Origin of the sequence: Fibrobacter sp. UWP2 (genome assembly GCF_900141705.1) — a bacterium.
In the GTDB taxonomy this organism is placed as follows: Bacteria; Fibrobacterota; Fibrobacteria; order Fibrobacterales; family Fibrobacteraceae; genus Fibrobacter.
Genome location: NZ_FQYM01000012.1, coordinates 73,248 through 86,899 on the forward strand (window position 1 = coordinate 73,248; position 13,652 = coordinate 86,899).

Sequence of the window (13,652 nt, forward strand, 5' to 3'; positions counted from 1 at the left end):
TGCATATAGGAATGTGGTGAATTAAATTTACAATCCTTGCCGCTTGTCATAATTTATATTTACAGTATGCTTTCAAAAATCTTACAGGCTTTGCTTGCTCTTTGCTCTTTTGTGTTTTCGCAATCTGTGGAAACGGGCGAAGCGTTCAATAAATATATGTCCCCTGATGGTGGGATAAACCCTTTATCTGGAACGGTTAGCTTTAGTGTTCCTCTTGCAACGCTGTCTGCAGGGGGTGTATCCACCTCGTTTGCTTTGAATTATTCGGGTAATGTTTCTCAGAGTGTAAAAAATCGAAATGACTTGAGTCCGACTAGCTGGGTTGGTTTAGGTTGGTCTATGGGTTTTGCTAAAATCGTTAGCGAAAACAACCATTCGATGAGCCTTTTGGATGATTTTTATTACCTAGTAACAGCAGAGGGGATTCGTTATAAGTTGATTTATGAGGGAAATCGATGGTGGATTGAAGGTTTGCCATATTGGTTGGTTGAAAGACATGTTGAAACAAAAATTTTGAGTGGCAAAACTTTTGAAATTGTCGTTGGATGGGTTCTGACAGATGATTCGGGCAATAAGTACCAATATGGAGATATGTCTTATTGTTTGACCAATGCTTTAGATACAGCCTGTAGTGCGCAAGGAGCGACTGCGTATGAGCTAGGTTTTCCTGCATTTGGGCACACGGGCGAGTCTATTGACGGGGACGATGTTCCTTATCCTGTTTCTTGGAGCCTAGCTAAAATTTATGATTGGAAAAATAATTCTTTAACATATTCTTATTACCAGTTTCAGGAAAAAATAAAGCATGGTTCCTGGACTTCTCAAAACAGATATACAAAAGAAACATACTTAAAAGAGGTTCGTTCCTCGATGGGTTCTTATGTAAAGTTTGTTCTTTCAGATAAAAATAAAGGTGATTTTGAAGGTGAAGTGGTTGATGCTATCGGAAAAGAAGAACTTTCTGCTGATGATGAAATTGATGCGTTTGTGGACCCCCTGGAACGAAAATTCTTGTCTAAGGTAGAACTTTATGGAATGGATGGCGAAATTCTGCAAACGGTAGGCTTCTGTTATGAAGCTTTGAAAGTTTCTCCAAGTCTAGACGCCGACGAAAATAAAAAATACACCAAGCGTTTATTGACACGAATAGTGTGGGCGAATGGCGCCGGAAAGGAAACGAAACGAGAATCATATGAATACTACGATAATGTGTATAAAGCGTATTTGAATGATTCCTACGCGTTAGGCATGATGAAGGAAATTCAGGGGGCGAACTGCGGAAAAGTGTCATTTGATTATGTCTATCAGGCCATAGATAAACAACCGTTGACTATTCACTCGGAGAAATTGCCTGTTGTCAATGTGTCGCTAGGTTACTTGGAGGACGGAACTCCCTATTTGTTAGGTGTTGACAAGAACGAAAAAAAAGTTGTTGTTTATTATTGGCGAAACGGCGCCTGGAATATACGAAAGGAATTAAGTTCACTGCCGTATCATGACAAAGGGTATTTTATTACGGCGAAAAACAACTGGTTCGCCTATGTGACAGGTAATGGCGTTAGCTACGATATGTATCCTGTTGTATGGGATGGTGCAACATGGCTAGTAAAGCCTTATATACATGATGATGGTGATAGGGAATTGGTGCTTACTGGCCCTAATTATATAGTAAAGGGAAATCTGTCTTCAGACGAATCTACCCTGACGTTAACGGTTCCTTGGACTCTTTGGGGAGGTTCCTTTGTAATAGACACTCTTTCTGCTGATGAAGGGAGTATGGATAATCAGTTTCTTCAGATTTATCCGTCGGAAAATCACATTGCTGTTTCTTATATAGGTACAGATTGGGGAAACAACTACCGGGTAAGAATTTTTTCTTTTAAGTATGAGGCTTCTGGAATTTCTGTTCAAAAAACTTATGACAACGATGACTTGGATGACGATAATCGTTATTATTGGGGGAACGGCTATTTGTTTGGTGCCGTGGAGTCCACGGGCCTTTGGGGACAACGAGCAGAAGCGTATCATTGGAATGGTAGTGGCTGGACAAAATTACTTAACTACGATGTCCATGGGGTTCAGGGCGTTCCGAGGGCGCAGGCTGTAGGTTATAATTATGTCGCTATGCGACACAATGACAACGATGACTTGACTTTATTTGATTGGGATGGTGAATCCTGGCGGATTCCTTTTGAAAATAGGAATATGGTTCATCATGATGATTTTGACCTTTTGGAAGAGGCGGAATGGGATGCTGTTGGGAGTAGCAATTTCTTTGTGACAAGAAGACCCAAAGTAGACAACATTATTGAAATACCCTATTTTTGTTGGCCGAAATTTAAGCGTTGGGGTGTAAAGTGGAAGTGTAAATATGTGAGAGTGTGGAGTGAAACCCACCCCGGTGCAAATATTGAATTGTTTGAGCGGCAAAATGATGGTGGGTGGATAAGATATGGTGAAGTAAATACTGATGATTCCAAAAGTGAAAAACATTTGGTTGTTGGCTCGAATTGGTATATAGAGAAACGATCAAACAAGGCTTTTCTGTGGGACGGCGTAAAATGGAACGAAGAACAACTTGATATAAATTGGAGTCACTTTGAGGATATCCGAAACCCGAGCGGACAAGGACTGACTACGGTCGAAATCTTTGACGAGTCTTATACAATAGGTGATTTCTTTGCTGTTGAAGGAGCTGCCGAAACAACGGAAGCCGGAACAACGACAATCTACTATAAGAAAAATGATTCCTTCGTAAAGAATAAGGGGGTTCTGCTTGTTGGACAGAAAACTGTGCATGACCCTATTGTAGATAAGAAATTTTCTTACAAGTATGTTTATAATTTTGACAAGGCTCCAGATATCGCATTTGATTATGTGAATAATACACCCTTAATAACGACCGTTCGCGTTGAATTACCAGATAATTCAGGGATGATTGAACGAGAATTGTGCTCAATTGATTACAGTGATGTCGGGCTTGGACTGGGAAAAATTTGCGCTGAAAGAACCTATGTGGGGGAAGTTATTGAAAAAAGTTCAATTTCCAAGTATACTCGTTACCATAATTCAAATTGGCCGAATCTGTTGCATGTCGATGCTGTCAGTTCTATAGAAACATACATCAAGGGCGTCAAGAGTAAGGATTCGACCGAGTACAATATAGCACTCAATGGGCTACCCTCAAGAAAATTATTCTACGAAAACGGTTCAAACGAGGCCTCAAATGAACAGGTGCTAAGATATTCTGCGGAAGAATATATTTTTGAACGTAATGAAAATCATCTCCGCAACCCATTGCTTTCTTATTCATGTAAGCCCAATTGCACTTCGGGAAAAGTAGTTCAGGCTACGGCGGCTCGTTATGCCGCTGCAAACGACTCAATAGGAATACCGCACCTTGTTGAAGAATGGGCTTATAATCCTGAGGAACTCGTAAATGGAAATTCGTTCCAGGGAATTCCTTGGGCTCTTGATGCGAACCCGAGTGCTATATGGAAAAAGAATTCTGAAATCTCAAAATATTGGAATGGTTTTGCGGTAGAACGAAAGGATGCTCTTGGTAACAAGACCGCGCGGATAGTTGATGATGACTCAATTGCTTTTGAACGTGCCGTGGTGCAAAATGCCGGATTTGATGAAATTCTTGTTATTCCTGGTGATCGTTGTGACGAAAATGGCATGGAAGTGACTAGTGAATGTCACTTGTTGCCTTTACAGGGAAGAGCAACCGATGGCGAAGGTGCGTCTAATGGTCGCTTTTCAAAAGTCGTGATGGATTTGAGATATGGCTTTTCAGGTGTCGTCAAGCAGGCAAGGCAAGGTAAATATCGTTTTTCCGCATGGGTTCAAAATGCGGACAACACATCTGCAACAGTTACGTTGTCACTTAATGGAATACAGAAATATAACTGGACTTTAGATGGGAATGCAGCCGGTAAATGGCATTATGTCGAGTGGGAAGGCGAAGTGAATTCGGGTTTACAGAATGTTTCCTTGTCTGGTACGGGAAATACTCGTGTGCAGGATATTCGGATGATTCCCGCTGGTGCTGCAGCCATGGTCAAATACTATGATGTACACTTCGGGATGCCTGTTGCCGAAGTTGATGATCGAGGTGTTGGTAAGCATATTACGCTGGATGGAAACGGACGGATCAAAAAGACTTTTGGTGAAGATGTTTCCGGTAGTCTACGGCTTGTAAGCGAAAATGATTTCATCGATGCAAGATGTAGCGATCCTTCTCTTGGTTCAGATGACTTGGCGTCTTTATCTTTTGATTCCAAACCGATTCTGCAGTCTTCGACTAATCGAAACTTGCAATATGTATTGGCCGGAAACAAGGAGGATGTAGTTATTTCTTGGGAACCAAAGAATTCGGAAGATGCAGTCCGTTATCGTCTTTATGCGGACGGAGAGTCTGCTTCGGCTGGATGGCATTACGACTGTTGCTCTGCTACCGATGGGTTGTATGCTACATTTGATAACAATACCTCATATACATTGGAAATAGATGTCGGGGCGGATAGTGTCGGGATTTATACTGTGCATATTCAGAAAGCCTCTTCCGGGTGGGTTGGCTATGGAAATGTCTTGAGAAAGGCAGAAATGCCGCTGTTTATAAATAGGGGCGATTCTTCGAAAATAGTCTATTCTGCATCAGATGGAGTCTATACGGCTGATTTTAGTGGAAATGTATGGATTGAAAATCTGGTAACTTTGCAAAAGTCTAAAGCTCTGTCGGGAACAACGTCTGGTGGAAACAGCTATTTGCTTTCAATGCCGCGAATCCTGATGGTTGATTCTACTAGCAACGAAAATGCTGAACTGTTCTCTGGCAATTCAGAAACATGGACCAACAATGGTTACATTTTTGATGCCTCCGTATACGGGCTTGATTTTGCTATGTCGGCGAATTCAACTGGCAATGTTTGTGCGGCCTATGTAAAGACAGCTGCCCATGATGGCACAACGCCTTCGGTACTAGCTTCCAGTTGTTTTATAAACAATGTATGGATGCCTATAGGTGGCTATACGGTGTTTGGGCAAGATTTTGATGCGCCTCCATCTGTTGTGCCGGGTATTATAGAGAATGGTGATGTGTTTGGCGTTGATTTGACAACAGGTCCTGGCGGAAAACTCTATGTGGCGTATGTTGCACGAAATCCCTATTTTGAACTATATAAGGATGATGTGATTGCTGAACATGGAGATAGCGTTTCTTCTCCCAAATTCTTGATTATAAAGAGACTTTTTGATTCTTCGGAATCTGGGATATCTGGCTCAGGAAGTATTTGGGCGGGGCCGACTCTTACAAAGGATTCTGCTTCCAATGACATGCTTCCGAATTATCTAGGAGATTTTGTCTTTATGGATGATTCAATACCACTTACCATGGTGAAGCAGTTTAAGATTGTTGGCGATGCTGACTATATCTACCTTGCTGTCGCATACAATGTCTCTGTGGATAATACTGGTAAGACTGCTATTACGGTTCTCAGGGGCGAATTTGTCGACACGGAAGATGAAGATGGTATTCCCGAACATAGACTCCAGTTTACTCCCTACGAGGATGCTTCTATTGTAAATTCTGCGGGATTACCCGTTGAACAGGAACGCCGGATTATTGCTTATTTAGAAAGTGATGCTCCGTTTGATTTTGCTGTTCGGAATGGAATCCCTTATGTCTTGTTTGCGAATAGTCAAAACGAAGATGGACTCACTCTTGTAAGTTATCGAGATTCACGATGGCTTTCTGTTGGTATCCCTGCTTTCATTAAGTCAAATAAAACGGTGAATTCGGCCAACTTGGCTTTTGGCTCAAATGGAACCCCCGCTGTTGTTGTACGGGCATCGGATAAAGAAACGAAAAGTCGCAGAAAGCATATTGTTCCAATGAAGTATGTATCGGCGGATGACGTTGATATAACTCTTTCTGGAATTCAGGTTACGGGTGCCGTGACAACAATTTCGTCCGAATTCCGTCAATACATTTTAAATTATTCGGCCAAGGTATTGTCGGATGACTCTGTCATTGAAATATCACCTGCCTTGATGGAACCGCTGGATGTAGCTTCTGTGCAGGTGCTTCATAACGGGAACCAGGTTTCCTATGAGGGTGTCAATTTCTTTGGTGCACTGATATCGTGGGTCGGTTCAATATTTTCTCCCGGATATAACTTCCAGGATTTGACAAGTGAAATTCATTTGGAACCTGGAGAGAACCGCATAGAAATAAATGTCATCGGGGCTAATGGCGTATCTTTGACTTATACGATAGACCTGTTTAGGGAGCACCCGACTGCGGATTCATCGGATAAAACATTGCAATATAGTGTCAGTACCAACAGCAATTTGATTCCTGTCGGCATAGCTTTGGATACGGCACTATATGTCAGTAGGGGGGATAGTTCGTATCGTAAATTCTGTATTCAGTTCCCGTTCGGCGTTCGTTTGTGGTTCAAGGGAACGACCTATTTCCGCAGCACCTGTGTTGATTTGGATTTCTCCAAGGCTTCAATCGATACGTTATTCCTGGAGGATGAATATGGAAATAAGCAAGTTATTTTCGTTGAAGATGACAACATTGCTGAAAACAAGAATGAAAGCGATGACGATAGTAGCGGAGTTGACGAAAATGAGAATATCCCTTTACCGTATAGGAATTTGTTAGGGCACAAGGTCTATGCTACAGGATATATGGCCCTTTATGATCGGGCTTCGATTTCTGCCGATGAAGTTGTCGGTGAAACGGTCGAGGTTTGCGCAGGAGCAAATGTTCTTGCACAGATGACTGTTGAAGGGGATGTCTTGTTACGGTCCAATTCAAATGTCGAGGATATTACTTTAGGTGGAAATCTGTATATGCAGGATGGTGCAACGCACGGACAAATTGAACATAGGGATGTCCATATTGCGGACATACCTGTAAATTATTTCGTTACAGGAATAACGGATTTTATCGTCGGTGTGAATGATTCGGCGACGATATCTTCTGGTGCATATAAGGATTTCCATGCCTATGCAAATTCGGAAATACATTTTGAGGAAGGGGAATATTATTTTGACTCCTTTGTCGTAGAACCTGATGTCAGGGTGTACTTTGATGGCCCTGTTCGTCTGTGGGTACAAAACGGTATCAGCATTGCTGACCGTGCGGGGCTCTACAATTCTCCTGGTGGAGCGGAAAATGTATTTCTTTATACGAATACTACTGACTTAATGTATTTCGGAGTCTATTCTGATTTTGCGTCCATTCTTGTCGCTCCGTTCGCATCCGTGAGCCTTGCTACTCAATCTAGGTGGGAAGGATTGATTTGGGCTAACAATCTATACGTACAGGCGGATGCCGTAATTGAATAGGAGTGAAAAAATGAAAAAGATACTAATTCTTCTATTCCTGATTGTCGGATATTCCTATGCCGATGTCTTTGCCCAACGATACAGCGATGGCAAAATTCATAGGGCGCTTCCCAGCTGGATAGATATGTCAGACGCGGAAGTTGTGCCTTTTTCGGTGAACGGGACTGTTCTCAGTCTTCCCGAAGCAAATCAATTTACATATATGTCGCGAACATATTCAAATCTTACCATTTTTGCCGATGGACGCATTTCTTTCGGAAATCTGACTAATGGTCTTGATAAGGACATCGAACCCTATCTACAGCCTATTTCTGCCGATGTCAACATGGGAAACTCTTTTAGATGGAGGTCCATCGTCGATGCGAATTCGAATTATCTTACCGTTGTAGAAATGGGGCCGTTTCTGTATAGGGGAAAATCCTATTCTGTCCAGTCGTCTTTCTTTATAGACGGTGAAATTCAGGTACAGCTATGGCAAAACGATGTTGCTCACGCCAAACCGGAATTGCTTAATTGGATGCGTCCGGTCTTGTATAACGGAACTGTAAAAACACGTCCGGAGAAGAAACAAGTGACCAGAATGGATGTCTATGGGCCGAATGGTTTGAGACCAGGATGGATAGCGAAATCATTTAACGGGGCCGGGGTTTCTATTACTGAACCAAACGGCATTGGGACTGGCCTTCTTGTGAATATGGGAACATTTTCGCAAGCTGGGGGACTCCTTGCTTATGATTATTCTAGAGAGTACCCCGTAGTTGGAGGAATCCGTAATATCGAAGTCAAGATGCTTAATCCGGTCGATGTTGACGATAGTCTTTGCATTTGGTATTTTGACGAATTTCAAGGAACCGTCTATGCAAATTATCCATCTATGAAGATGAACCAGACGATGGGGGTGTTTAGTCCCGAAGACTACACCTACCAGTGGGGTGGACCTTTCTATACATCGCTTTATGTAACTAGGCCTGCACCAGGTTTCAAGTTTCAACTGGCTTACCCGCAAAACCAGAATATGACATTTAGAATAGGCCGGATTGTATACAATCTAAAGCAACTCCCGTCAATCCAGTTTCTGCCACCTAAACCATATCAGTTGACTTTTTCGATTACGGGAAGTGGTCGTGTATCGATGAACTCCCCGTCGGGTACTTCTCCGTTTAGCCTGTACGAAGGTGAAAATGCTTCCGCTTCAATAATAGGCAAGGCCGGTTCGACGATAGAACGGATTACGGTGAATGGAAAAGTTGTTGTTCTCAATGGAGAAATTATTTCGAAAATGCCTCCCATAAATCCGTCTTTTAATGCAATGAGGGCCGCAAATGAATATGTAAAGTTTTTTAAGGTCTATGGAAACAAGCCGTATTCGAAGATTGATTTTGATATCACGGCCATGCATGAAAATGTGAATGTGGTCGTTGAATTTGCTCCCTGTGAGGCGAGGACGCTCGATGTCGTACCGGAAATGGTAAAGACCGATTCCTATCTTGATCCCGTCAACCAGTCAAATGCGAGAAAGTTTACATCGGCATTTTTCAAGGACGCCTTCGGTTCGACTGTGCAGAAGCTGGATTCTCTTGCTGACGGAAAGTATATTGTGTCAGCCGTATATAGTGACGCTCTCGGAAAAACAAAATATGAGCCGATGTCGTTTGTGCGTGATACGACTGCATTCGGGTATATGGATATGGCTTGCGAAGCCTGTGTGACCGCGGCGAATAATTATTACGACGGAACCGATTCTACAGACAAACCGAATGCGGAGAGTAATGCCTTTACGGAATTCGAACCGAGATATGGAAATACTTCCGGTTCCTTCGGAAGGAATGCGGGGATAGCGAGGCGTTCTTTTGAATATCAGCAGCAAGTCCAGGAATCCTACGGTTTGCCCGCTTCTGTTGCGACGGACTTTCTCTATTTGGATTATTTGAACGAAGACAATATATCGGATAATTTCAGGAAAAGAATCAAGAACCCGGGCGGAAAGCATTTGACGATATCTCGCGATGCTGAAGGGCGTTATACGCAAAGTGTAACGGATGAGAAAAACAGGACTGTATCGACATGGACATACGATGGCGAGAATGAACTCGTTGTCATGAACGAGTATGATGGCTATGACAGGTTAATTCGATCTTATCTTAGGGATTACCCTGCGTTTGCGGATACGATGAGCTATGATGCCATGGGTCGCCTGCTCTCGAAAAAATCCAATGACCGTGGCCTGGTGGAATATGCCTATGATTCCCTGGGAAATTTAAGGTTTACGAGAAACGCTCGCCAGAAGGCTTTGGGAAACAACTACTTTATGGCGAATGTATATGACGGCGAAGGGCGTGTTGTCGCAATCGGCGAAGTACATGGCGGTCATGACTTTGCTGCCCCAAATACGGCGATTGCTTCCGCAGCTCTTACTCCCATAGTCCGCACAGTTTACGGAAAGCCGACATCCGATACATTGACCCTATACGGGGTAAACCTGAACAGCTCGCTGCTTGGAAACATTCTGTCTCAGATGGACGGAATACGCGATTATGATGTCGGGGCTATCATTGCCTACGACGGTGAAGGTAATCCTGTATCTATAAAAATGAAGTCCTATGACCGCATTGGGCGCATGTCAAGACAGTGGGTCGTCTATCTGTTTGACGATGTTCCCGCGGTACAATTGTCCTATGTCTATAACTTGTCCGACGAACTGGCTTCTTCGACCTATTCGGAATGGAATGGAAGCGGTTGGACGCAAAAGTCAACAAGGACTAGAACTTACGACTACAAGGGTCGTCTCGTTGAAACACGCGAAGGCAATTCCATGTTGGCTAGCTATACGTACAGTGCAAATGGGAATGTTGTATCCAAACATTATTACGACGCGGGAGCAGAGGTGTTTGCAAAAACTGTTCGGCGCGATGTATACGGAAGACCCGTTGTACTAGACTATAGGAACGGCTCTACGGAGCTTTATTCTGAAAACATATCGTATGAAAATCCCTTGTCTGTGCGACAGTCAACCGTGGCAAGAGTGTGGGCTGATGCGGGAACTGTAGGCCGAGTTGTAGAAAATGCTGGCTATACCTATGACTATCTGGGCCGTCTGACGGAAATGTCCGGAACTAGAAATGCAAGTTATAGTTACGACGAACTTGGACGATTGACTGTCAAACACGAGGGATCTCAGGCTGTAGGGTATTACTATGGTTCTCAGAGCCATCAAGGGTATTATCGACCTTATGGTATGACAATTTCGGGTAGAAGCTATACCCCGTATGAGTATTATTCTTACGACGCTTCAGGAAATGTGTGGCTAGACCGTTATGCTCGTGCCGCCTACGAACTGGATGCCAGGGCCTTGCCGGAAAAAGTGCGGTTATATCCTGAAGTCCCATCGGGGATTTCGCTGGAAAATTTGGATGATTTCTCGTCTTCGGAATCGGGGCAAATTCACATGGCCTATGATGAAAACGGCCAGCGCGTCTATTTTAACTACAGTGACGGAAGTTCCGGTTACGGAGAAGCGACCCTGAGCGGTGTGGGCGTTTACCGCAAGGATGGAAGTGGGGATTATTCTCTTGTACGGGAGGATTTGATTGCTGGCGGCTACCGCAAAGATGGCGCAGCGTATTTCCCTGTGACAGATGTTCAGGGCAATATAAGGGGCTATGCAAATACATCTGGAGTCCAGAGCGCATACGCCTATTACCCATACGGAGCACTAATTGACTTGGCTCATGACGATGCTGAAGATTCAAGACGCTGGCAGGCCAAGGAATTTGATTCCTACATAAACAAGTATTACTTCGGTGCACGATTCTATGACCCGCTCTTTGGACTATGGCTTACGCCGGACCCTGCCGGACAGTTTGCGAACGCCTATACTTATGGCGGCGACCCGCTAAACTATATAGACCCAAACGGGGAAAGTGTGACTGCGGCCATCATTGTGGGGGCCGCTATAGGAGCCGCTATTGGCGGGACTGTTTCGGCGGTGAATTGTAGCGGAGCAAATGAAGTGGGATGTGGTAAAGCAATTGCACAGGGTGCCGCAGTAGGTGCCATTGCTGGAGCTGCTAGTGGAGGAGTCGGAAGCGCAGTAGGTGGTTTGGCAACGGGTGCTGCTGGAGTTCTTATGGAATCTGGTTCGGCGGCGGCCTTTGTTGGAGGTGCTGTTGGTGGTGCTGCAGGATCTGCTGCTGGTTATACATCAAGTTATTTTTTAAACAACGCTTTGGGGAATCGTTCCGAATGGAGTTGGTTGGGGTGGAATGGCTTTCTTGCACAAGTAGGCATTGGAGCGGTTTTAGGAGGAACGCTGAGTGAGATTCGCTTTCAAACAGATGTCAATTATCAATGGAGTGTTTATGAAGAAACATATAATTTTGGCAAACGTTTTGATTTCTTAAATCGAGTTGCTAATTATATAGGAAATGAAGAAGGCTTAGCCTCAGGAACGATATCTGTGGATATGACACAGGAATATTTTCGGGTAGAAAGTGCTACCAGCAAAACTGGATTTGTTGATGCGGAGGGAATGACTGATAATTTGGGCAATATAAAAATTGCGAAATCGGCCACCACATCAGCAGCAAATTTTTATGAAACAATTGCGCATGAAGGTCTTCACCAAAAATTTAATTATATGGGACCTGATAATATGAGACTGATGTTTAATAATAGTATTGATGCTGAAGAAGCTCTAGTAAGAGATCGTTTATTAGATCATAAGTTTAATAAATTCTGGCCTAATGAACGTGCGAAAGAAATCTCTGATTTAAAAACATTTATTGAAAGAAAATCAACAAGCAAACAAACTATAAAAACTTTAGAAACTTTTGGAAACCGAAGGCGCTTGTACAATATTCTTTTGGAGACGCAACGAAGATGACTTTTAGATTTCTTGTTGTAACCCTTTTAGTGATGAGTAGTTGTGCTGTTTTGAATGGTGACCGAAATCGTTGGAGTGTGAAAATTTTTTCAGAGAGAATAAAGGACTCGTTCCATAGCAGGTATACGTATGAACCAGGGGAAAAGTCTATTTTGCGCTATAATGTGTGTGAAGAAAAAATAGAGAATCGAATAATTTTATACCCTTGTTCTCTAGAATATATAACATTCAAAGAATATGTAGAAACTTTACAAATAAAAGCGAGTGGGGTTGGTGAGTTAAATGTTCTATTTTTTTATTATGCGGCACAAATGTATTATTTTCCCGAGGATTCAAGTTCTTCTTCCGTAAAATCCATTTATTCGTTTGCGTCTGAACGGGGACCTATTTATATAGATAATAATGGGGCGAAATTCGCTCTTTGCCAATCTACAGATGGAATAAAATGCGATTATCTTTTTGCAGAAATATCAGTAAAAAAAGACTGTGATTCGTGTATTACAATTTATCATGAAATATATATGGATTTGTTTTTAAAAGAAGAAATGAATGCAGAAAAATTGTTGAATGTCTTGAAGGAAGAATCAGTGGCAGATGAAAATTATATTCCGTCTGATGTAGTTAGGCATACTTGGCCTTATTACAAGATGGATGGCAATAAAATGGCAGATTACTAAAATTTTTTGAATGGATGATATTGAATAGCAATGCCAAGTCATCGTTCGCAATCGGCCCTATGACCAAGTCGAACCGACCGTCTATGTTGGAGTCTTCTTGCGGGTCTTTCAGTTTTGTTGCGTTTCGATTTGTGATGACGAATTTCGCCCATTCTACGCTGGGTGAATCAAAGTGACGGATGTTCAGGGTTCCCAGTTTGTCCACCGAATTGTCGAAATCGTATATATTCAGGGTGGGCGAGCCGCCATACATTCTTGCCACCCTTTGAGCCATCCTTACAGCCTGCTCCCGAATGGTGGTAAGGTAGAACCCCTTGCCGAAATCCTTGTTCGGGCGGCACTTGGACAGTTCAATTTAGGCGATGTCCGTGTTCGAACCGTGGAAGAGAATCACTGTATCTTCCCTCCGTTCTGCTGGCTGACTAGCGTCAGGTCGTTGATGGCGTCTTCAAATGAAAGCGTATGCTCCACATCGTAGAATTCGACAAGGAAATCCATCGCTCCGTGATTGCATAGATAATCAAAAGCCTGCTTTTCGGTGAGGCTCTTGTTTGCGGCGAACTCGTTGACGCATGCAACGGTATATCTGATCAGTTTCTTGTCCATTTCTTAGATAATATACATCTTGACATCGCCGAAGATGCCCCAAAGTTAGTTGAAATTTCTGCAACCAAAAAGAAAAAGGTGGTCTCCAACTTGTAAATTTGGTTCAGCAAAAAAACACCAAGCAA

5 protein-coding genes are annotated in these 13,652 nt (G+C 43.0%); 3 read left to right on the top strand and 2 right to left on the bottom strand.

Features of this window, described 5'->3' with window-relative positions; all coding sequences use genetic code 11:
- Positions 1-66: 66 nt before the first annotated feature.
- Genes BUB55_RS07650 through BUB55_RS13995 form a run of 3 tightly spaced genes read left to right on the top strand, consistent with a single transcriptional unit; the run spans position 67 to position 12,921 of the window.
- A complete protein-coding gene (locus BUB55_RS07650; protein WP_143152960.1) occupies positions 67-7,362 on the top strand; it encodes a cadherin-like beta sandwich domain-containing protein in 7,296 nt (2,431 codons plus the stop codon).
- 10 nt (positions 7,363-7,372) lie between these two features.
- Positions 7,373-12,244, top strand: coding sequence for an RHS repeat domain-containing protein (locus BUB55_RS07655; RefSeq protein WP_073189649.1), 4,872 nt, complete (start codon positions 7,373-7,375; stop codon positions 12,242-12,244).
- A gap of 32 nt (positions 12,245-12,276) precedes the next feature.
- Complete coding sequence (locus BUB55_RS13995; RefSeq protein ID WP_143152961.1) at positions 12,277-12,921, top strand: hypothetical protein; 645 nt, start codon at positions 12,277-12,279, stop codon at positions 12,919-12,921.
- On the opposite strand, the gene BUB55_RS14750 is transcribed toward BUB55_RS13995, so the two are convergent.
- The gene (locus tag BUB55_RS14750; protein WP_143152962.1) at positions 12,866-13,276 is read right to left on the bottom strand and encodes a DUF3990 domain-containing protein; all 411 of its coding nucleotides are present in this window, start codon (positions 13,274-13,276) and stop codon (positions 12,866-12,868) included. The two genes, BUB55_RS13995 and BUB55_RS14750, sit on opposite strands and share 56 nt — an antisense overlap.
- Before the next feature lie 35 nt (positions 13,277-13,311).
- Positions 13,312-13,527, bottom strand: a complete 216-nt coding sequence (locus BUB55_RS07665; protein ID WP_072801212.1) for a DUF3791 domain-containing protein — start codon at positions 13,525-13,527, stop codon at positions 13,312-13,314.
- Between the last annotated feature and the right edge of the window lie 125 nt (positions 13,528-13,652).

Excerpts from the sequence above, each read along its gene's own strand:
- BUB55_RS07650 (WP_143152960.1), top strand. The coding sequence starts at position 67 with ATGCTTTCAAAAATCTTACAGGCTTTGCTTGCTCTTTGCTCTTTTGTG.
- BUB55_RS13995 (WP_143152961.1), top strand. The coding sequence starts at position 12,277 with ATGAGTAGTTGTGCTGTTTTGAATGGTGACCGAAATCGTTGGAGTGTG.
- BUB55_RS07655 (WP_073189649.1), top strand. The coding sequence starts at position 7,373 with ATGAAAAAGATACTAATTCTTCTATTCCTGATTGTCGGATATTCCTAT.
- BUB55_RS07665 (WP_072801212.1), bottom strand. The coding sequence starts at position 13,527 with ATGGACAAGAAACTGATCAGATATACCGTTGCATGCGTCAACGAGTTC.